General features: G+C 39.1%; 22 protein-coding genes and 1 tRNA gene. 15 read left to right on the top strand and 8 right to left on the bottom strand.

Going from position 1 to position 21,708, the window contains the following annotated elements; genetic code table 11:
• Positions 1–8: 8 nt before the first annotated feature.
• The 3 genes from QT76_RS02150 to QT76_RS02140 are packed head-to-tail and all read right to left on the bottom strand — an operon-like array spanning position 9 to position 3,142.
• A complete protein-coding gene (locus QT76_RS02150; protein ID WP_033616406.1) occupies positions 9–548 on the bottom strand; it encodes a DUF2393 domain-containing protein in 540 nt (179 codons plus the stop codon).
• A gap of 6 nt (positions 549–554) precedes the next feature.
• The gene (locus tag QT76_RS02145; protein WP_001121047.1) at positions 555–1,643 is read right to left on the bottom strand and encodes a prohibitin family protein; all 1,089 of its coding nucleotides are present in this window, start codon (positions 1,641–1,643) and stop codon (positions 555–557) included.
• A 20-nt stretch (positions 1,644–1,663) separates the two neighbouring features.
• Positions 1,664–3,142, bottom strand: a complete 1,479-nt coding sequence (locus tag QT76_RS02140; RefSeq protein ID WP_033616405.1) for a DEAD/DEAH box helicase — start codon at positions 3,140–3,142, stop codon at positions 1,664–1,666.
• A gap of 184 nt (positions 3,143–3,326) precedes the next feature.
• Between QT76_RS02140 and QT76_RS02135 the strand changes: the two genes are divergently transcribed.
• The 12 genes from QT76_RS02135 to hcpE all read left to right on the top strand — a co-directional run bounded on the left by QT76_RS02135 (position 3,327) and on the right by hcpE (position 13,642).
• Positions 3,327–4,355 carry a flagellar basal body P-ring protein FlgI gene (locus tag QT76_RS02135; protein ID WP_033616404.1) on the top strand — a complete coding sequence of 343 codons (1,029 nt, stop codon included), beginning with the start codon at positions 3,327–3,329 and terminating at the stop codon, positions 4,353–4,355.
• Complete coding sequence (locus QT76_RS02130; protein ID WP_000609412.1) at positions 4,352–4,669, top strand: hypothetical protein; 318 nt, start codon at positions 4,352–4,354, stop codon at positions 4,667–4,669. Before QT76_RS02135 ends, QT76_RS02130 begins: the two co-directional genes overlap by 4 nt.
• On the top strand, positions 4,666–5,811 hold the full coding sequence (flgS, locus tag QT76_RS02125) for an acid survival sensor histidine kinase (RefSeq protein WP_033616403.1): 1,146 nt from the start codon (positions 4,666–4,668) through the stop codon (positions 5,809–5,811). Before QT76_RS02130 ends, flgS begins: the two co-directional genes overlap by 4 nt.
• Positions 5,812–6,018: 207 nt before the next feature.
• Entirely contained in the window at positions 6,019–6,453 is a 435-nt protein-coding gene (gene dps / locus QT76_RS02120) for a DNA starvation/stationary phase protection protein (RefSeq protein ID WP_000846455.1), read from the top strand.
• A 20-nt stretch (positions 6,454–6,473) separates the two neighbouring features.
• Positions 6,474–6,758, top strand: coding sequence for a DUF2018 family protein (locus QT76_RS02115; RefSeq protein WP_001206051.1), 285 nt, complete (start codon positions 6,474–6,476; stop codon positions 6,756–6,758).
• Entirely contained in the window at positions 6,751–7,146 is a 396-nt protein-coding gene (locus QT76_RS02110; RefSeq protein ID WP_033616402.1) for a hypothetical protein, read from the top strand. The genes QT76_RS02115 and QT76_RS02110 overlap by 8 nt, the downstream gene beginning before the upstream one ends.
• A gap of 9 nt (positions 7,147–7,155) precedes the next feature.
• Positions 7,156–8,079, top strand: a complete 924-nt coding sequence (locus QT76_RS02105; protein ID WP_033616401.1) for a polyprenyl synthetase family protein — start codon at positions 7,156–7,158, stop codon at positions 8,077–8,079.
• Entirely contained in the window at positions 8,079–9,428 is a 1,350-nt protein-coding gene (gene hemA / locus QT76_RS02100) for a glutamyl-tRNA reductase (protein ID WP_033616400.1), read from the top strand. Before QT76_RS02105 ends, hemA begins: the two co-directional genes overlap by 1 nt.
• Before the next feature lie 3 nt (positions 9,429–9,431).
• Entirely contained in the window at positions 9,432–11,165 is a 1,734-nt protein-coding gene (gene proS / locus QT76_RS02095; protein ID WP_033616399.1) for a proline--tRNA ligase, read from the top strand.
• A gap of 10 nt (positions 11,166–11,175) precedes the next feature.
• Positions 11,176–12,096, top strand: a complete 921-nt coding sequence (gene hemC, locus QT76_RS02090) for a hydroxymethylbilane synthase (protein WP_033616398.1) — start codon at positions 11,176–11,178, stop codon at positions 12,094–12,096.
• Positions 12,096–12,464: a c-type cytochrome gene (locus tag QT76_RS02085; protein WP_033616397.1), complete on the top strand. Its 369-nt coding sequence runs from the start codon at positions 12,096–12,098 to the stop codon at positions 12,462–12,464. The genes hemC and QT76_RS02085 overlap by 1 nt, the downstream gene beginning before the upstream one ends.
• Before the next feature lie 110 nt (positions 12,465–12,574).
• Entirely contained in the window at positions 12,575–13,642 is a 1,068-nt protein-coding gene (hcpE, locus tag QT76_RS02080) for a Sel1-like repeat protein HcpE (protein WP_033616396.1), read from the top strand.
• Positions 13,643–14,380: 738 nt separating this feature from the next.
• Here hcpE and QT76_RS02075 read toward each other — a convergent pair.
• Genes QT76_RS02075 through dsbK form a run of 4 tightly spaced genes read right to left on the bottom strand, consistent with a single transcriptional unit; the run spans position 14,381 to position 17,570 of the window.
• Positions 14,381–14,911 carry a hypothetical protein gene (locus tag QT76_RS02075; RefSeq protein WP_033616395.1) on the bottom strand — a complete coding sequence of 177 codons (531 nt, stop codon included), beginning with the start codon at positions 14,909–14,911 and terminating at the stop codon, positions 14,381–14,383.
• The gene (locus QT76_RS02070; RefSeq protein ID WP_001197157.1) at positions 14,911–16,083 is read right to left on the bottom strand and encodes a glutathionylspermidine synthase family protein; all 1,173 of its coding nucleotides are present in this window, start codon (positions 16,081–16,083) and stop codon (positions 14,911–14,913) included. The genes QT76_RS02075 and QT76_RS02070 overlap by 1 nt, the downstream gene beginning before the upstream one ends.
• A gap of 23 nt (positions 16,084–16,106) precedes the next feature.
• Positions 16,107–16,757, bottom strand: coding sequence for a UPF0323 family lipoprotein (locus QT76_RS02065; protein ID WP_033616394.1), 651 nt, complete (start codon positions 16,755–16,757; stop codon positions 16,107–16,109).
• Positions 16,758–16,772: 15 nt separating this feature from the next.
• Entirely contained in the window at positions 16,773–17,570 is a 798-nt protein-coding gene (dsbK, locus tag QT76_RS02060) for a protein disulfide-isomerase DsbK (protein WP_033616393.1), read from the bottom strand.
• Positions 17,571–17,683: 113 nt separating this feature from the next.
• Here dsbK and kdsB point away from each other — a divergent pair, with 113 nt between their 5' ends.
• From kdsB to QT76_RS02045, 3 genes are all read left to right on the top strand, one after another.
• Complete coding sequence (gene kdsB, locus QT76_RS02055) at positions 17,684–18,415, top strand: 3-deoxy-manno-octulosonate cytidylyltransferase (RefSeq protein WP_033616392.1); 732 nt, start codon at positions 17,684–17,686, stop codon at positions 18,413–18,415.
• 194 nt (positions 18,416–18,609) lie between these two features.
• On the top strand, positions 18,610–20,064 hold the full coding sequence (gene hopA, locus QT76_RS02050) for a porin HopA (RefSeq protein ID WP_033616391.1): 1,455 nt from the start codon (positions 18,610–18,612) through the stop codon (positions 20,062–20,064).
• A 139-nt stretch (positions 20,065–20,203) separates the two neighbouring features.
• Positions 20,204–20,278: transfer RNA gene (locus QT76_RS02045), tRNA-Asn, on the top strand.
• Between the two features lie 34 nt (positions 20,279–20,312).
• Here QT76_RS02045 and QT76_RS02040 read toward each other — a convergent pair.
• Entirely contained in the window at positions 20,313–21,470 is a 1,158-nt protein-coding gene (locus QT76_RS02040; RefSeq protein ID WP_033616390.1) for a SulP family inorganic anion transporter, read from the bottom strand.
• Between the last annotated feature and the right edge of the window lie 238 nt (positions 21,471–21,708).

Genomic DNA, 21,708 nt, shown 5'->3' with positions numbered 1-21,708 from the left:
GCTTTTTTCTACAAACAAAACAAAGAAACTTGATAGGGGGCTGTTTTTGAATAAGGGTAGTTGTCAATAAAGAATGAAAAAACCTTAGATTCTTTGGGCAAAATCTTTTCTTTAAAAATTTTTTCATAGCTTTTTTTGACAAACCATTTAAACGCATGCTCTTCTACAAAATTGTGAGGGTTTTTAAGGACTTCTAGGCGTAAAACGCATTTGTTTAGACTGAATCTGGAATGGTTTTTGACTCCCACTTGCAAAGAAAAGGCGTTGCTATAACTTAAAGGGTTAGCGTGTAAAATGCGTGTTTCTATGGGGTAAATCGCTTGAGTGAGTAAAATATTCAAAACAAAAGGCATGCTCAAAAACGCGCCCAAAAAAGCTGTTGTTGCCATATAGCTAGCTATGCGGTTTCTTAAAAGCAAAGCCAAAAGGAGCAAAATCGCGCAAAAAAGGATTAAAACGCTCGCTATCAAAACGCTAATTAAAGTCGCTTGGCTTAAAAAGCCCTTAAAAGACTCCAAAAAAGCTTGGATAAAGGCAAGAGATGCCATGCGTTTTTAAGGCTCTTTGGTCTCGGCAATACTAGATTTAACCTTGCTTTTAGTGTCAATCCAAATATTAGGCACAGCCCCACCTGGAGTGAGCATGATCTGAGCGTTGTTATTCGTTTTTAACGCTTCATTAAACTGGCCTTGAACTTCAATCTGGCGCAGTCTTAAAAGCTTGTCGCTCAAGCTTTGCGAAATGCTTAAATTGGCTTGAGATTTCGCCTTAGCTTCAATCACGATCGCATCCGCCACGCCCTGAGCCTTAATCCTGTTAGCGTCCGCTTCCCCTTTAGCCAGAGCGGCTTGTTTTTGAGCTTCTTGCTTGGAGCGCTCCACCTCGTATTTCACCCTTTCTGATTCTTGGCGCGCGATTTGGACTTTTTCTATTTGCTCTTTAATCTTAGCGGGTAAGACGATTTCTCTCAATTGGATAGAGCTTAATTCCACAGGGGTGTTGGGGAGCTTAGAAACTTCTTTATTGATACCGCTATTGATAAGAGCGGCGATTTCGTTGCGCTTAATGGGTAAATCTTCAGCCGGATAGCGCCCCACGACAGAACGCACCACATCGCGCACCACAGGGTTGATGATTTTTTGCTCCCAAGACAAGCCATAAGTAGCGATCGTTTGGGGGGTGGTTTGGGGGTTTAGGCGGTATTGCACGGTGAGCTCAATAGAAACGGTCAAACCCCTACTATCCATCACATTAATAGCGTCGTTTCTAAAAATCCCTTGGTTTTTACCCGCCACGCCCATGTCTTCGGTGCGTGAAAAATTGATATTCCTGATCCTTGTATCTACAATGAGAATGTCTTGAATGATAGGCACAAAAAAGTGGATTCCTGGCTGTAAGGGGGTGGGTTCGTATTTCCCGGCGGTGATTTTAATGCCAATTTCTCCTGAGCTAATCACTTCAAAAGGCTTGGCCAAAAAAGCGATAACGCCCAAAAGGACAATGACAATCAAAACCGATAGTTTTTTGGAATTAAAAGAATTAGATGGTGGGATGAAACGCCCTCCATTATTAGGCGTATTGGGCGTGGGGTTTTCTCTTTGAGGATTTTTCTTTTTCAAATGTTCGTTCAAATCAATGGGCATGAATTTCCTTTTTTAATATTTTAACGGCGTTTGGGTTTTTTAGAATAATGATTTGTTTTAGGGTGTCTGTCTCTGTGCTGGCCCTTTTTGAAAGAACGCGCTCGCTCATGTGGGTGCGTTTTTTTGTTAGAGGGTTTTGGCGTTTTTTCTTTAGGGTTTTGAATCGCATCAATTTCTTGCTGGTTTAAGCCAATTTTGCTGGTTTCAAACTGCAAACTCAAAAGTTTTAAAACCAATTGAGACGGCTCAAAAATTTCGGTAAGCTGTTCATAAAGGCTGATGATTCCTTCAGACACTTTAGCGTCATGCAAGGTTTTGATGATCTGATTTTCGTTAATGGTGGGGATTTCAAAAAGTTCAATCTCTGAATCGATTTCTTTTTGCATGCGTAAAAGCTCTTTGTATTCTAAGGGGGTTACTAAAGTGATCGCCATGCCTTTTTTGCCCGCTCGCCCGGTTCTTCCAATGCGATGGATATAGCTCTCGGTATTTAGGGGCAAGTGGTAATTAAACACATGGCTTACACCGCTAATATCTAGCCCACGGCTCGCCACATCTGTAGCCACCAACACATCAGCGTCATTTTTTTTAAACGCCATGATAGAAGAGCGGCGATCCCTTTGATCCATATCCCCATGCAAGGCGGTGCTTTTGTAATTCTTAGAAGCAAGGAATTGGTGCAATTCATCGGCCTCTTTTTTGGTGCGCGTGAAAACGATGCTCTTTTTGGGCGCTTGGGTGTCTAAAAGGCGCATGATCGCTTCGGCCCTCTCATGCTCATTGATCACATAAAAGCGTTGGGTGATGTCGGTGTTAGTGATATTAGAAGGAGCGATATGGATTTTAATAGGGTTTTCTAAAATCTTATCCGCTAGTCTTTTAATCGGCTCTGGCATCGTGGCTGAAAAAAGCAAAATCTGCGCTTCGCTAGGGAGGTAGTCAAAAATCTCTTCAATATCGTCTAAAAACCCCATATCCAGCATTTCATCGCTTTCATCTAAAACGACCACTTTAGGCACAAATTTATGGATGCGCTCGTTCTTTAAATGATCCAACAGCCTTCCTGGTGTAGCGATCATCACTTGGGGGTTTTTCTTAATGAATTCGCATTGTTTTTTAACGCTCTGGCCTCCATACACGCACACGGTTTTAGTCCTGGTGTGTTTGCCCAATTTAAAAATCTCATCGCTAATTTGCATGGCTAATTCTCTGGTGGGCGTGATCACTAAGGCCTCTATGGTGTGGTTGTTTTTAAGGTTGTTGATAATGGGCAGAGCGAAAGCGGCGGTTTTTCCTGTGCCTGTTTGGGCTTGCGCAATAACATCTCGGCCTTGCAAAACAGCCGGAATGGCCTTTTCTTGAATGGGGCTTGGGGAAGTGAAGCCGGCTTCATAAACGGATTTTAAAACCGATTCTTTTAAGCCCAAATCATTAAAACTCGGCTTATGATAAGCGTCATCATCAATTTCTGTAGGGAGTGGTGGTTGATTCAATTCCATGGGAGATTCATACCTCAATTTAATTTGAAACTTTATAAAAAGTTAATAAAAGGCTAAAATTAAAATCTTTGATTTAAAGTTTATAAGATTTTTGAGTATAGCATAAAAATGCACTCAATTAAGTTTAAAGTTTTTATAAAAGGCTTATGCTAAAATGATGGGGTAAATAAATGAAAGGGTTTGATTGAAACGGGTGTTTTTGTGTCTTATTTTTGTATTAGCCTTTCACGAGCTTTTGGCCGAAAAAATAGGCGATATAGCGAGCGTGGTGGGCGTAAGGGATAACCAGCTGATTGGTTATGGGCTTGTGATTGGCCTAAATGGCACAGGGGATAAATCCGGCTCAAAATTCACCATGCAATCCATTTCTAACATGCTAGAGAGCGTGAATGTCAAGATCTCTGCAGATGATATTAAATCTAAAAATGTCGCTGCCGTGATGATTACAGCCTCCTTGCCCCCCTTTGCAAGACAGGGCGATAAAATTGATATTCACATTTCTTCTATTGGCGATGCGAAATCCATTCAGGGAGGGACTTTGGTGATGACCCCTTTAAATGCGGTAGATGGGAATATTTACGCCCTCGCTCAAGGGGCTATCGTTTCGGGCAATTCTAATAACTTGCTCTCAGCCAATATCATCAACGGAGCGACTATTGAAAGGGAAGTTTCGTATGATTTGTTCCACAAAAACGCCATGACTTTAAGCCTGAAAAACCCCAATTTTAAAAACGCTATCCAAGTGCAAAACACTTTAAATAAGGTATTTGGCAATAAAGTAGCCATAGCACTAGATCCAAAAACCATTCAAATCACTCGCCCAGAGCGTCTTTCTATGGTAGAGTTTTTAGCCTTAGTGCAAGAAATCCCTATTAATTACAGCGCGAAAAATAAGATCATTGTAGATGAAAAATCAGGCACGATCGTTTCAGGAGTGGATATAATAGTGCATCCTATAGTGGTTACAAGCCAAGACATCACGCTTAAAATCACTAAAGAGCCTTTAAATGACTCTAAAAACACGCAGGATTTAGACAATAACATGTCCTTAGACACCGCTCACAACACGCTGAGCTCTAACGGGAAAAGCATCACCATTGCCGGGGTGGTAAAAGCCTTACAAAAAATTGGCGTGAGCGCTAAGGGGATGGTTTCCATCTTGCAAGCCCTAAAAAAAAGCGGCGCGATTAGCGCTGAAATGGAGATATTATGATAAACAACAATAAAGCCATGTTAGAGCAATACAACGTTTCTAAATTAGCGAGCGAAGAGAAATTAAAAGCGCTAGCTCAAAATAAAAACGACAAGCTCCTCAAAGAACAAACCGATTCTTTTGAAGCGTTGCTTTTAAAATTCATGCTAGATACTGCTATGAAAATGGATAACCCTTTGTATCCTAAAGCCCCAGGCGATGAGATTTACACATCCATGTATAAGGACACCCTTTCTAAAGAATTGAGCGGGAATTTTGGCTATAGCGAAATGCTGTTTAATTTCTTAAAAGAGCAAGAAAAACAAAAACCATGAAAAAATCCAAGCGCTTAAAACGCTCTTATTTAAAAAACTCCCCTTTGAAACGCTCTGATAAGGCTTCTTCTTTCAAGGGGTTGTTAAAAAAAGAGGATAATGTGATTTCATTAGAAAATTTTAAACCCAAAGAGAGCGAAGATTTATTAGAAAATTTTTCCAATAAAAAAGACATGCAAGAATTGCTAGGGCTTTTAAACCAATTCATTTTACAAAGCTACAAGGTGGAAAAGGAGTTTAAGGATTATAAAGCCCTTTATGAATGGGTCATAGAGATTTTACCGCAAGCGATTTGGGTGGTGAATGAAAACGGGAGCTTTTTTTATAAAAATTCTTTAGCCAATCAAAGCCATGAGGTGTTCAATAAGGCTAAATTAGAAAATTTTAACACTGAAATTGAGCATGAAAATAAAAGCTATTTAGTCCAGCAAAACAGCATTCAAGGCAAGCAAATCATCACCGCAACCGATATTAGCGCTCAAAAACGCCAAGAGCGGCTCGCTTCTATGGGGAAAATCTCAGCGCATTTAGCCCATGAGATCAGAAACCCTGTAGGCTCTATCTCCCTTTTAGCTTCGGTGTTATTAAAGCATGCGAACGAAAAGACTAAGCCCATTGTTGTAGAATTGCAAAAAGCTTTATGGCGCGTGGAAAGAATCATTAAAGCCACCTTGCTTTTTTCTAAAGGCATTCAAGCCAACCGCACCAAGCAAAGTTTGAAAACGCTAGAAAGCGATCTCAAAGAAGCCCTAAATTGCTACACTTACTCCAAAGACATTGATTTTCTTTTTAATTTTAGCGACGAAGAAGGGTTTTTTGACTTTGATTTGATGGGGATTGTGTTGCAAAATTTCTTGTATAACGCTATTGATGCGATTGAAGCCTTAGAAGAGAGCGAACAGGGTCAAGTCAAAATTGAAGCGTTCATTCAAAATGAATTTATTGTCTTCACCATTATTGATAATGGTAAGGAAGTGGAAAACAAAAGCGCTTTATTTGAGCCTTTTGAAACCACTAAATTAAAGGGGAATGGCCTAGGGTTAGCCCTGTCTTTACAAGTCGTTAAAGCCCATGAAGGGAGCATTGTGCTATTAGAAAATCAAGAAAAAACCTTTGAAATTAAGATTCTTAACGCTTCTTGAGTGATAATATCCCCCTTAAAAAATGAGTTTTACTATAAAACAAAATTTTAAAAAGATTAAATAATATTAAATAAATTGAATAGGGTTTATCAGTTTTTGACAAAAATAAGATCAAAACAATTTTTCATTAACTCTTTTGGTGTAGGATAGCGATCAAGGTTTTTATGAAAGTAAAAGCCTAAAACAATTTTAAAAAAAGGACTTTTGATGAAAACATTTGAAATTTTAAAACATTTGCAAGCGGATGCGATCGTGTTGTTTATGAAAGTGCATAACTTCCATTGGAATGTGAAAGGCACTGATTTTTTCAATGTGCATAAAGCCACTGAAGAAATTTATGAAGAGTTTGCGGACATGTTTGATGATCTCGCTGAAAGGATCGCTCAATTAGGACACCACCCCTTAGTCACTTTATCTGAAGCACTCAAACTCACTCGTGTTAAAGAAGAAACTAAAACGAGCTTCCACTCTAAAGACATCTTTAAAGAAATTCTAGGCGATTACAAACACCTAGAAAAAGAATTTAAAGAGCTTTCTAACACCGCTGAAAAAGAAGGCGATAAAGTCACCGTAACTTATGCGGACGATCAATTGGCCAAGTTGCAAAAATCCATTTGGATGCTAGAAGCCCATTTGGCTTAAGCCAATAAAAAGAAGCCAGCATGAGGGATTATAGTGAGCTTGAAATTTTTGAGGGAAACCCCTTAGACAAGTGGAATGACATTATTTTTCATGCGAGTAAAAAGCTTTCTAAAAAAGAGCTAGAAAGGCTTTTAGAGCTTTTGGCTCTTTTGGAAACTTTTATAGAAAAAGAAGACTTGGAAGAAAAGTTTGAATCTTTCGCTAAAGCTTTAAGAATGGATGAAGAGTTGCAACAAAAAATAGAGAGCAGAAAAACAGACATTGTGATCCAATCCATGGCGAATATTCTCAGTGGGAATGAATGAGCTTATCCGCTATGGCTTGATATTTCTCTTTTTTTTAAAGGCGTTTGGGCTTGATTATGGGATCGATAAAACGCTAGAATTAAAAAAAGATGAAGTCTTTAAAGCGATCATCAAAGACACTTCAAATGAACAAACCAAAGAAATCACACTCTATTGGACGCTATATGCAAATAAAGGTTTAGTCATCAACATGCGTTTTAACCATTTCCCTTACCAGTTTATTTTATACACCGATCATGCGAGAAACACCTATAATCTCAAAGTTTTTGAAGAAAAATTTTCTTCTAACAGCGCTCTGTCGCTTGTGTTTAAAAATTTTAAAGAAGATAAAGCCGCTTTAAGGCTTTTAGCCCTTATGCCCCTTGTTTTTTCTCCTAAAGAGCCTTAAGGAATTTGCATGCAAGAAAAACAACTTCAAGCCATTCAAAATAGAATCGCTTCTTGGATCAAAGAAATTGAAAGCGGCTTTATAGATGCATTGTTTTCTAAGATTGGCCCTTCAAAAATGTTGCGCTCTAAACTCATGCTCGCTTTGTTAGATAAAAAAACAGACGCTATTTTATTGGATAAATCACTCAATTTGTGCGCGATTGTGGAAATGATACAGACCGCTTCTTTGTTGCATGATGATGTGATTGACAAGGCGACCATGCGCCGAAAGCTCCCTAGCATTAACGCTCTTTTTGGGAATTTTAACGCCGTGATGCTTGGGGATGTGTTTTATTCCAAAGCCTTTTTTGAACTATCCAAAATGGGCGAAGCAATCGCTCAAGCCCTCTCTAATGCGGTTTTAAGGCTCTCTAGGGGCGAGATTGAAGACGTGTTTGTGGGGGAAAGTTTTAATAGCGACAAACAAAAATACTGGCGTATTTTAGAAGACAAGACCGCCCATTTCATAGAAGCGAGCCTAAAAAGCATGGCGATTCTTTTAAATAAAGACGCCAAAATATATGCGGATTTTGGGTTGCATTTTGGCATGGCGTTTCAAATCATTGATGATTTGTTAGACATCACTCAAGACGCCAAAACTCTAGGTAAGCCCAATTTTAGCGATTTTAAAGAAGGCAAGACCACTTTACCCTACTTGCTTTTATATGAAAAATTGAATCAGCATGAACAAGGGCTTTTAATTTCTTATTTTAAACAAGATAGTCATGAGATCATAGAATGGACTAAGGAAAAATTCAAGCAATATGGTATCATAGAAGAAACCCTTAAAATCGCTCAAGTTTATTCTAAAAAGGCCCTTGAAGCCATTAAAGGGGAAAACAATTTGATTTTAGAAAAACTAGCGCAAGATGTCATTTATAGGACTTTTTAATGGAGTTAGAAACTCATTTGTCAAAATATTTCACCCTAGCCTTTACGCATAAAAGCATGAGCTTAGAAATGCGAGAAAAACTCGCTATCAATTCGAGTGCAACGCTTAAAGAATTTTTACAAACCATTAAAACCCACTGCCCTAATATCAAAGAGTGCATGGTATTATCCACATGCAACCGCTTTGAAATCTATGCGAGCCTGAAACACGGCGCTAATACTCATGAGCAAAAAAGCGCGTTATTAAAAATCCTGGCTCAAAATAAAAAAATGAGCGTGTCTGATTTAGAAAAATGCGTTTTAATCAACACTGATGAAAGCGCGGTTCATCATGTCTTTAGCGTGTGCAGCAGTTTGGATAGCTTGGTGGTTGGGGAAACTCAAATCACAGGGCAGATGAAAAACGCCTATAAATTCGCCTTTGAAGAGAAATTTTGCTCCAAAGATTTAACCCGATTGCTCCATTTTGCTTTCAAATGCGCCGCTAAAGTGCGCAATCTAACCGGCATTTCCAAGCAAGGGGTCTCCATCTCTTCAGTAGCCGTCAAAGAAGCACTTAATATTTTTGAAAAAGAAAAGATTAAAGATAAAAAAGCCCTTGTGATAGGGCTTGGCGAGATGGCTCAATTGGTCATCAAACACCTTTTAAACAAGCAATTTGAAGCGCTTATTTTAGGGCGTAATGCGGCTAAATTTGAAGATTTTGTCAAAGGATTAGAAGAGCCTAAAAAAGTGAGCTTTCAAAATATAGAACATTTAAAAACTTATATCAATGAATACGAACTGCTTTTTTGTGCCACTTCTTCGCCGAACTTTATCGTGCGAAATTCCATGTTAAAAGAAACGATTTTCAGGCGTTTTTGGTTTGATTTAGCCGTGCCACGAAATATTGAAAAGCCGGTATTCAATAATATTTTCTTATACAGCGTTGATGATTTAGAGCCTATGGTGAGAGAAAATGTGGGAAACAGGCAAGAGAGTAGAACGAAAGCTTATGAGATTGTAGGGCTTGCCACGATGGAATTTTACCAATGGATCCAAAGTTTAGAAGTAGAGCCTGTGATTAAGGATTTAAGGGAATTAGCTAGGATTTCGGCCCAAAAGGAATTGCAAAAGGCGCTCAAAAAACGCTATGTGCCTAAAGAATACGAAGGCAACATTGAAAAGATTTTGCACAACGCATTCAATACTTTCTTACACCACCCTACCATCGCCTTAAAAAAGAACGCTCAAAAAGAAGAATCCGATGTGCTTGTGGGCGCGATTAAAAACTTGTTTAATTTAGACAAATCTAACGCTAATCATGCCCAGAATTTGAATCTCTATAAATGCGAATATTACGAGGAATAATGCATGCTATTTTCAAAACTCTTTGCCCCAACGCTCAAAGAACCCCCAAAAGACGCCGTGTTAAAAAGCCATAAGCACTTAGCTCAAGCAGGATACATCTATCAAGTAGGCAGCGGGATCTATAACTTCCTACCCTTAGCTAAAAAAGTGCTAGACAAGATAGAAAACATCACGCACAAACGCATGCAAGAGCATGGGGCGCAAAATATTTTAATGAGTTTTGTGGTTTTGGCGAGTTTGTGGGAAAAATCAGGCCGTTTGGATAAATACGGCAAGGAATTATTGGTTTTTAAAGACCGAAAAGACAATGATTTTGTTTTAAGCCCCACTTTAGAAGAAAATATCACCGAAATTGCCTCTAATTTCATTAAAAGCTACAAGCAATTACCCGTGCATCTCTATCAAATCCACACGAAATTCCGTGATGAAATCCGCCCACGATTCGGGCTAGTGAGAGCGAGGGAATTTATCATGAAAGATGGTTATAGCTTTCATGAAGATACTGAAAGCTTGGATAAGGAATTTTTAAACACGCAAAACGCTTATAAAGAGATTTTAAGCGATTTGGGTTTGGATTTTCGCATCGTGGAAGCGGACAGCGGGGCGATTGGAGGGAGTAAAAGCAGGGAATTTGTCGTTTTAACAGAATGCGGGGAAGACACGATCGTGGTGTGTCAAAATTGCGATTATGCCGCCAATATTGAAATCGCTAAACGCTCTAAAAGGCCTGAGCCTTTAAATGTCCCCAAAGCGCAATTAGTGAAATTCCCTACCCCTAATACCACTAGCACTCAAAGCGTGGCGGAGTTTTTTAAAACAGAGCCTTATTTTGTTTTAAAAGCACTTGTTAAAAAAGTGATCCATAAAGATAGAGAAACCCTAGCGTGCTTTTTTGTTAGGGGCGATGACAATTTAGAAGAGACTAAAGCCCTAAATGCTTTGAACATTATAGGGGCGAACGCTTTGGAATTAGGAGAGGCCAATGAAGAAGATTTAAATAAAGCAGGGCTAATAGCGGGCTTTATAGGGCCTTATGGCTTGAAAAAGCATGTTTCTTATATCATTTTTGATGAAGATTTAAAAGAGGGCGACTGCTTAATCGTTGGGGCTAATGAAAAGGATTTTCATGCGGTGGGCGTGGATTTAAAAGGGTTTGAAAATCTTGTTTATGCGGATATTGTTCAGGTTAAAGAGAGCGATCATTGCCCTAATTGTCAAGGAGCGTTGAAATACCATAAGAGTTTGGAAGTGGGGCATATTTTCAAACTCGGGCAAGGCTATGCTAAAAGCTTGAAGGCGAGTTTCTTGGATAAGAATGGTAAGGAGCAATTTTTTGAAATGGGGTGCTATGGGATAGGCATTAGCCGGTTGCTCAGCGCGATTTTAGAGCAAAAAAGCGATGATCTAGGCTGTGTGTGGACGAAAAATACCGCTCCTTTTGATGTGGTGATCGTGGTTTCTAACTGGAAAGATGAAGTGCAAAAAAAACTCGCTTTTGAAGTGTATGAAAGGCTGCTCCAAAAGGGCGTTGATGCGCTGTTAGATGACAGAGACGTGCGTTTTGGGGCGAAGATGAGGGATTTTGAATTGATTGGGGAACGATTAGCGTTGATTGTTGGGAAGCAAACTTTAGAGAATAAAGAATTTGAATGCATCAAACGCGCTAATTTAGAAAAACAAACAATCAAAGACACCGAATTAGAAGAAAAAATTTTAGAAATGTTAGAGAGCGAATAAGGGGGAGGGAATGGAAAAATTAGTGATTGGCTCTAGGGGGAGCGAATTGGCCTTATGGCAAGCGAATCACATTAAAGAACGCCTGAAAGAAGAATGCTCTATGGAAAGCGAGATTCGAATCGTTAAAACCACAGGCGATAAGATTTTAGATGCACCTTTAAATAAGATTGGCGGTAAGGGGCTATTCACTAAGGAATTGGAAGAATTGCTTTTAAAAGGCGCAATTGATTTGGCGGTGCATTCTTTAAAAGATGTGCCGGTCGTGTTTGAAAAGGGGTTAGACTTGGCATGCATCACCAAAAGGGCTGATGTGAGGGACACTTTTTTAAGCGTGAAATTCCCTGATTTGATGAGCTTGCCTAAAGGAGCCAAGGTTGGCACGACTTCTTTAAGGCGCTCCATGCAACTCAAACTGAAACGCCAGGATTTAGATACAGAAAGCTTAAGGGGGAATGTCCAAACCCGTTTGAAAAAGCTTGAATGCGGAGAATTTGACGCTATCATTTTAGCTGAAGCCGGACTGCAGCGTTTAGAAATTCAAGGAGCGAAATACCGCAAGGCTTTTAGCGTAGAAGAAATGATTCCTAGCATGGGTCAGGGGGCTTTAGGGGTAGAAATGCTCAAAAGCCACAAGCATTTTGCCACGCTTCAAAAACTCAATGATGAAGAAAGCGCGTTTTGCTGCCGTTTAGAAAGGGAGTTTATCAAGGGGCTTAATGGGGGGTGTCAGATCCCTATAGGCGTGCATGCGAGTTTAATGGGCGATAGGGTTAAAATCCAGGCGGTTTTAGGCTTGCCCAATGGGAAAGAAGTCATCACTAAAGAAAAGCGAGGGGATAAAACTAGGGCGTTTGATTTAGTTCAAGAGCTTTTAGAAGAATTTTTGCAAAGCGGGGCGAAAGAGATTTTAGAAAAGGCGCAGTTGTTTTAATGCGTTTGTTTATCGCATTAGTTATAAGCTTATTCAATTTAGGCGCTAAAGAAGCGGATTTCATCTCTGATTTGGAATACGGGATGGCTCTTTTTTATAAAAACCCTAGGGGTGTTGCGTGTGCGAAATGCCATGGCATTAAAGGCGAACAACAAGAAATCACTTTTTATTATGAAAAAGGCGAAAAAAAAATTCTCTACGCCCCTAAAATCAACCATTTGGATTTTAAAACCTTTAAAGACGCCTTGAGTTTGGGCAAAGGCATGATGCCTAAATACAATCTCAATTTAGAAGAAATCCAAGCGATTTATCTTTATATCACCTCTTTAGAGCATAAAGAAGAGCGTAAGGATCTCCCTAAGCCTTAGTAAAAGCGCTTGATTTATGCTAAAATAAGGCGTTATATTTTGTTTTTAATTTGTTATTTAAAAGTCTGATTGAGCGCTCTCAAGGATTAAAATTATAAAAGAAGGCAAAAATGAATATTAAAATTTTAAAAGTATTAGTTGGGGGACTGCTTTTTTGGATCTTGCAAGCTCATTTGTGGGCGAAACAAGATAATAGTTTTCTAGGGATTGGTGAAAGAGCCTATAAAAGCGGGAATTATTCTAAAGCAGCGTCTTATTTTAAAAAAGCATGCAACGATGGGGTGAGTGAAGGTTGCACGCAATTAGGAATCATTTATGAAAACGGGCAAGGCACTAGAATAGATTATAAAAAAGCCCTAGAATATTATAAAACCGCATGCCAGGCTGATGATAAAGAAGGGTGTTTTGGTTTAGGGGGGCTTTATGATGAGGGGTTAGGCACGGCTCAAAATTATCAAGAAGCGATTGACGCTTACGCTAAGGCATGCATTTTAAAACACCCTGAGAGTTGCTACAATTTAGGCATTATTTATGATAGAAAAATCAAAGGCAATGCCGATCAAGCGGTTACCTACTACCAAAAAAGCTGTAATTTTGATATGGCTAAGGGGTGTTATGTTTTGGGCGTGGCTTATGAAAAAGGCTTTTTAGAAGTCAAACAAAGCAACCATAAAGCCGTCATCTATTATTTGAAAGCATGCCGATTGGATGATGGGCAGGCTTGCCGCGCGTTAGGGAGTTTGTTTGAAAATGGCGATGCAGGGCTTGATGAAGATTTTGAAGTGGCGTTTGATTATTTGCAAAAAGCTTGTGCTTTAAACAATTCTGGTGGTTGCGCGAGTTTAGGCTCTATGTATATGTTAGGCAGGTATGTCAAAAAAGATCCCCAAAAGGCTTTTGATTATTTCAAACAAGCATGCGATATGGGGAGCGCGGTGAGTTGCTCTAGGATGGGCTTTATGTATTCGCAAGGGGACGCTGTTCCAAAAGACTTGAGGAAAGCCCTTGATAATTATGAAAGGGGTTGCGATATGGGCGATGAAGTGGGTTGCTTCGCTCTAGCGGGCATGTATTACAACATGAAAGATAAAGAAAACGCCATAATGATTTATGACAAGGGCTGCAAGCTAGGCATGAAACAAGCATGCGAAAACCTCACTAAACTCAGGGGGTATTGAAAATCTTAATCAATCCTCTAAATTTCCCCTAAATTATCATCGTGTTTGACTCAAAACTTTTCAAAGATTTGGCTCTGTTTTAAGAGCTAAAGCAGAAACCCACCCTATTAATTTTTGATCTTTAGTGTTTTTAGGGATTTGTCTATTTTCAAAAAGAAAACTTTTTGAATGTTTTTTGCGGTTGTTTGGTTGTGTTTGTAGTGTATTTTTATGGTGTAAATTTTTGTTAGGTTAGCTTGAAGTGGGTTTTAGGTTTAAAAGTCCTATAAAATAAAAATGTTTTAGCGTGTTTTTGCGCTATGGATAGATATGCGTTTGGTTGTGTTTTTCAATGGTTTTAATTTATGGCTTTTGCGTGGTTATTATTATAAGCACGCTATAAACACGAATCACACGATAATAGAGCGGTATGCATGTGCTATAAAAAGACTTGATAAAAATAACGAAAAATAGTTAAATTTCAAGCGTTCTTTCAAAAATTGTTGTTAGATGAGACAGATAAAAACGCTTTTAGTTTAAAGATAGAGTTTTAGGGGTTTGTTGGTTTAGTTATTCTTTAATTTTTTAAAAAATAGGGTTTTTAAAACTCATAAAAGAATAGGGATATTTTGAAATCATTCCCCTACAACCCCCTTTTTTAAAATCCCCCCAACCCCCTAAGAGCGCGTTATGAGAAATTATCGCTTGTTTAGCTCTTTTATTTTGATTGTGAAAAACACCTTTAGTGTTTTAAAAGCCTTACAAAGACCAATAGATCGCTCCAAAGAACACCACACTCCCTATCAAAACGCTTATAAACATGCGTTTAGTGTCCTTAAAAGCCACCATTAAAAACGCGCTCACATAAAACAACAATAAAAACACGCAAAAAATCCCCAAAAGCGCCTTAAACACAACGCCCACCTTAGCCTTATGCAGCATGATGAGTGCGCCTAAAAAGCCCCTTTCAATGGTTTTGATTTTGGTTTGATCGCCTTTAGTTTCAAGGTTGATTTCATACAAAGGCGTGCCAATGATTAACGCTCCCCTATGCTCTCTAGGCTCTATCTTTTTAGGCATAGCGATATGGTTTTCTTTTATGAAGTCTTTTAAAAAATCCAATCGTTCTTCTTTTTTTAAGGATTTTTCTAAAACCCACTCTTTGATAGTAGCGCCAGTGTCTTGGCGCACCCCAAAGAGCAATGAAAGCCCACTAATCGCAAAAAGAAGCGCCAAAGGGAAGAAAAAAGTGGTCGCATAGATGTGAAAATAACGCATCATTGCAACCATTATTGCAACCTGTGGCTCACGAATTTAGAAAAATTATCTAAGATCAACCCCCCTTTTCTAAACCCTAATGCGCAAGATTCATAAGCAAAAAACACATTAGGCTGATAATACAACCCGTTATGCGAATTGAGCTCGTAAAACTCCTGATAAACGGGTTTGTGGTTAGAATAAACGCCATCCGTTTTTAAAAGCGATTGCATGGAAGCTTCAAAGATTTCACTATTCGCTCCTTCCCTACCAAAAGCCACTTTTTTGATTTGCTTTTTATGGGTTAAAGGTTCATAGCTCGTTTCTAACAATAAGGGGTGGTTGGGGTATCTGTCCCATAAAAGTTTTAAAAAACGCTTGGATTGGAAAAGGATCGTATAAGCCGGGTTTAAAAAAATCGTGTTTTTATTTTCCATCATGCCTTGCATCAAAAGGGCTAATTCTGGCTCATCAATAGCGATGTTTTCCCATGGGATCAGTTTGAATAAAAACTCATAATTCAAGCCGTTTTTAAACACGCCCTCTTCTACATTAAACTCTACTTCATCAATGTAAGAAAAATCCGTTTCAAACCCCACGCTCTGAGCAGCGTCTTGCAAAAAACGCATAGTGCGCTCTTCTTCAATATTCCCCCTAACGCTTGAAAAAAGGATTTTCCACCCCTCATACATTTCCTCAAAACGGCTCGTGTCTTCGCCCAAAGTTACCATGCGTTTGAAATTCTCGCCAAGTGCTTCATAAAGGTTATTGAATTGCTTGTTTTCATCATAGCCATTCGCTTTGAGTAACGCCCATTGAATCACCGCAGTTTCATAGAGCATGGTGGGGGTATCAGCGTTAAATTCCAGTAATTTAATGGGCTTGCCATCAAGCCCCCCGGCTAAATCAAAACGCCCATAAATGTGCCAATGCACTTCTTCTTCAAAACTCTGTTTGATCATAGGAATGAGCGCGTTAGGAATATCCAATTCAAAAAAGCGATCGTTTTTAATGGCCTCTTCAGCCGTCTCTACAAACATATCATAAAGCTCATTACAAGCGTCATAATAAGCGTCCGCTTCTTTTTGAGAGACAACCACCATTTCATCAGCGATATAAGATGACATGTCGTCATTCGTGTGCCAATCTAAGCCGATTTCTTCTAAGGTCTTATTGTCTAAAGGTTTTAAAGGAATCACTTGCATTTTTTAGCCTTGAATCAATTAAATTATGAGTTAAAGCCCCTTGTCCCAGAGCTTACCGCCGGCGAGCTAGTAGGCCTACTAGAGCCAAAAAACCCGCTCTGCCCCTTACTCACTCCGCCCATGCTTGAAGCACTAGGCGTGCTTTTAGAAAAGGAATTTTGAGAGCGTTGGTAAGCTTGTGGGGATTTGTAGGTCCGTTGGGCGTTTTGCTGGTAATTAGGGTTATTGAAAAGCTTATTGCCAATATAACTCCCTAAAATCGCCCCCGCTGCGCTCCCTAAAATCGCGCTCCCCAAGCCAAAGCCTGAGCTTTCATTACTCCCACCCCCATTATTAGGCTGGACAAGCTTGCTCGTGCCGTTATCAATTTTGGCTTCTTCTTCTTTGATGAGCTTTTGAATCTCTTCATTGCTTAGCACTCGTTCATTACCTTGCAAATCGTGCACTATAATGTGGGTTCTTGAGCTGGGGTATTCTTCAACAACCTTGTAAGATTTATCCTTTTGCTCTTCTAAAATCACAAACGCGCCTTTTTGGACGCTTTGACTTAAAGAGCTTTGCTCTTTTTGTTTGTCATCAGCATTGCTCTTACACCCCACAATGCTCACCATCACTAACGCACTCAGACCACCCACGATCGCATAATCAGAAATCTTTCTGTAGGGTTTTTTCATGAGAGTAGCCTTATATCATGCCTTATAATGGTACAAGAAAGGCACGCCCTTAATCACGCCAGATTCAAAAATCTTTTTAGTGGTATTTTCCACTTTAGTGCGTAAATCTTCAGGCTCTTTTTGGGCGTTAATATCGTATTGGGTGGAATAAATCTTTTCAAGAATAGAGATTTTATCTTCCACGCTCGCTCCCCTAGCCCTAGCTTTCGCCATTTCTTCTTGGATCAAAGCCGCTTTTTTAGCCGAATTGACCCCAAGCCACCCCACTACAACCATTCTCACGGTGTTTTCTTTTAAGTGATCCCTGAGTTTAGTGAGCTCTTTTTGGCAATGCGGGCACATGGGATCAGAGACAATATAAAGGATTTTATCCTTATTTTCAGCGTTAGTAGAGGGCAACTCTATCGCATAATCAGCCGGTATTTCATTAAAAATAGCGTTCAATTTCGCGCTATTTTGTTGGGTGGCGTTAAGGGCTTGGATTTTTTGATTGGTTTCTGCGACTAATTGCACATCTTCGCTTTTATTGCTAAAGAATATGTTGCTAAGCCCTATGACTAAATTACCATCCTTACTCACTACAAGCGGGATATTGTATTTAGTGTCCGGATCTTCAATAACGACCATTTTTAAATCCTGGCTGGATTTTAAAGGTTTGACTTCTAAAATACGCACCTTTTTATTGGTTTGTTTTTCAATCACGCTCACTAAATTATCCTGCATCCGTTTGTCATTAGCTGAAACTGAATGTTTAGGGGCTGCCCCTAAGCCTACAAGAAGTAACGCGCTCAACACACTCGCTCTTAATATCATTAAAACTCCTAAAGTTCAATAGCCTAAAACCCCTACAATAAAAGGAATAAGCTTTTAATGGGTATAATACCATAAAAATCCCCTATTTTCATAAGGCTTAAAAAGGTTTAAAGATGATTATCATTCCTGCTAGATTAAAATCCAGTCGTTTTGAAAATAAAGTGCTAGAAGATATTTTTGGCTTGCCTATGGTAGTGCGTTGCGCTAAAAATGCGAATCTAGTAGATGAATGCGTAGTCGCTTGCGATGATGAAAGCATCATGCAAACATGCCAAAAATTTCGCATTAAAGCGGTGCTAACTTCTAAACACCATAATAGCGGCACGGAACGCTGTTTGGAAGCGGCGCGAATTTTAGGGTTAAAAGACGATGAAAGGGTTTTAAACTTGCAAGGCGATGAGCCTTTTTTAGAAAAAGAAGTCATTTTAGCCTTATTAGAAGCCACCAAAAACGCCCCTTTCATGGCGACTTGCGCTAAAGTCATTGATGAAGAGCAAGCCAAAAACCCCAATTTAGTCAAGGTGGTTTTGGATCATCAAAATAACGCCTTGTATTTTTCGCGCTCCCTTATCCCTTTTTTACGAGATTTTGATGCAAAACGCCAAACCCCCCTTTTAGGGCATATCGGTATTTATGGCTTCCATAATAAAGAAATATTAGAAGAATTATGCGCTTTAAAACCTTGCGTTTTAGAGGATACAGAAAAATTAGAGCAATTAAGGGCTTTGTATTACCAAAAAAAGATTGCAGTGAAAATCGTTCAAAGCCAAAGCGTGGGCATTGACACCCAAGAAGATTTGCAAAACGCTTTGAAAATTTTTAGCCCCGATCTCCTTGAGCGATAAATTTTAAAAAGCACTCAAAACATTTTTCACCATTAAAAAACCTCTTTTTAAATCCAAAAAAAAGCAAAATTTCTTAATTTTCGCTCAATTTTATTAAAAATTCAATAAATTTATGGCATAATTTAAATGCATTGTAAATAAAGTTTCAATTTGATACGATTTTACAAATAAAACATTACTTTAAGGAACATTTTATGAAAAAAACGATTTTACTTTCTCTTATGGTTTCATCGCTCCTGGCTGAAAATGACGGCGTTTTTATGAGCGTGGGCTATCAAATCGGCGAAGCGGTTCAACAAGTGAAAAACACCGGCGAAATCCAAAAAGTCTCCAACGCTTACGAAAATTTGAACAATCTTTTAACCCGCTATAACGAACTCAAACAAACATCCTCTAGCACTGATTCAAGCACCGCTCAAGCGATTGACAATCTAAAAGAGAGCGCTAGCAGATTAAAAACGACCCCTAATAGCGCCAATCAAGCCGTATCCTCAGCGCTCAGCTCTGCAGTAGGCATGTGGCAAGTGATAGCCTCTAATTTAGCCAATAACTCGCTATCTACTAGCGAATACGACAAAATCAATGCGATTTCTCAATTGCTCCAAAACACCCTAGAAAATAAAAACAATGATCTTAAAATTGAAAATGACTACGACCAGCTTTTAACTCAAGCTAGCACCATTATTAACACCCTTCAAAGCCAATGCCCAGGCGTAGATGGGGGCAATGGCACACCATGGGGGATTAATGCAAGCGGGAACGCATGCAATATTTTTGGCAACACCTTTAGCGCCATCAATAGCATGATTGATAGCGCTAAAAAAGCCGCCGAGCAATTCAGAAGAACCGACCCAAGCCAGCCCCAAAACCAGCAAAGCACGTTTAACAACGCTGATTTCAATAAAAACCTTAATCAAGTCTCAAGCGTTATCAATGACACTATCTCTTACCTCAAAGGGGACAATTTAGAAACCATCTATAACACCATTCAAAAAACGCCTAATTCTAAAGGGTTTCAAAGTTTGGTGAGCCGGTCTAGCTATAGTTATTCTTTAAACGAAACCCAATATTCTCAATTCCAAACCACCACCAAAGAGTTTGGCCATAACCCCTTTAGAAGCGTGGGATTAATCAACTCTCAAAGCAATAACGGGGCGATGAATGGCGTGGGCGTGCAATTAGGCTATAAGCAATTTTTTGGGAAAAATAAATTTTTTGGGATCCGGTATTATGGCTTTTTTGATTACAACTATGCGTATATCAAATCCAACTTTTTCAACTCCGCCTCTAATGTTTTCACTTATGGCGCGGGCAGTGATCTTTTATTGAATTTCATCAATGGCGGATCCGATCAAAACCGCAAAATTTCTTTTGGTATTTTTGGAGGCATCGCGCTAGCCGGCACCACATGGCTTAATTCCCAATTGGTGAATTTAAAAACCACCACTAGCATCTACAGCGCCAAGATCAACAACACCAATTTCCAGTTCTTGTTCAATACGGGTTTAAGGCTTCAAGGGATCCATCATGGCATTGAATTAGGCGTGAAGATCCCCACCATCAACACGAATTACTATTCTTTTATGGGCGCTAAATTAGCTTATAGAAGACTTTATAGCGTGTATCTCAATTATGTTTTGGCTTATTGATGTTGAATCGGTTCTCATTATTAATGAGGACAAAGCCAATTTTTTGGCTCTCTTTTTGGCTCTCAATGAATAACGGCATCGTTTTACTTGACTTTTTACAAAAAACACACTAAAATTTCTTTTTGTTTTTGAGCGAAATTCCAGATTAGCTCAGCGGTAGAGTAGGCGGCTGTTAACCGCTTGGTCGTAGGTTCGAATCCTACATCTGGAGCCATATCTCTAGCTATCCAATTTTTTAAAATAAAACTTCACGCAATCCCTTTAGATTTGATCCATAACGCATTGACTAAAACCCCCACCACAACCCCTATCGCTAGATTATGCGTGTATAAAACCACCGCCACGACTAAGAGCATGTTCAGCGTGTCATAGAGCTTGATTTTTTTAATGTTCATAATGGATTGGAAATTAAAAGTGGTGAAAGAAATCATCACCATCACCGCCACAACCGCCACAATGGGGATCTTAACCATGTATTCATTAAACACTAATATTAGCACCATTAAAGAAAAGCCGGCAAAAAAAGTAGAAAGCCTTGTTTTGGCCCCGGATTTTGCGTTAATGATAGACTGCCCCACTAAAGCGCACCCTGTCATTCCCCCTAAAAGCCCTGAGATGATATTCCCCAAGCCTTGCGCTTTAGTTTCTTTATTTTTATCGCTCACGCCGTCTTTTAAAATAACGTCTAAAGTTTTAGCCGTCAATAAACTTTCTATCGTGCCCACTAGCGCTAAAGAAAGAGCGTAAGGCAACAATTCTAACACCATTTTAAAATCCAAATTTTTGGGGATAATGATGAAATGAAAGCCTGAAACCCCTTGCTCAATGCTCCCCAAATTCGGTGCATGCACATCAAAAATTAAAGCGATCGCGCTCACTGCAAGGATACAAATCAAATTAGAGGGGATTTTTTTAGTGATTAAAGGGAATAAATAAATAATCAATATCCCAATAGCGAGCAAGACAAACACCCCTAAATTTTGGTTTTGAAGGAATTTGAATTGCTCTGTTAAAAGCAAAATGCCTAGCGCGTTCACAAAGCCATACATCACTGATTGAGGGATAAATTTTAAAAGATTCCCTATTTTCAAATAGCCTAAAAGAATTTGCAACACCCCTGCCATAAGAGTCGCCACGCCCGCGTATTCAAGCCCATAATTTTTAACCACGCCCACCAAAATGAGCGCCACTGAGCCGGCCGCTGCGCTAATCATCGCCTTTCTAGCCCCAAAAAGAGACAACACAAAAGCCATGTAAAAGGTCGTATAAAACGCCACGCCCACATCTAAACCCACCATGATCGCAAAGCCAGCGGTCTCTGGGATCACAGAAAGCCCTACCACAAAACCAGACAACAAATCTTTTTGAATGTTGCTCAGCCATTCTTTTTGTATCTTTTCAAACATGCCTTTCTTTCTCATTAGAATGGCTTGATTGTAACCAAAGATTTAAAAACCAATTTCAAACCGGATAAAATCCCTTTTCTTAAATCAAGCTCTATGATATTTTATTGTAAAAAATACTTAAAATTGTTTTTTTTTTTCAAAATATAAATTTTAAGTTAAGAATAAGCATTTTATGGTAAAATGGCGAAGTTTCATAAACATGACTATCATGGGAATGCGAAACCAACAAAAATCTAAC

This window comes from Helicobacter pylori SA37A (genome assembly GCF_000476015.1).
GTDB classification, from domain to species: Bacteria; Campylobacterota; Campylobacteria; order Campylobacterales; family Helicobacteraceae; genus Helicobacter; species Helicobacter pylori_DB.
This window is presented reverse-complemented; position numbering and strand designations above follow the sequence as displayed.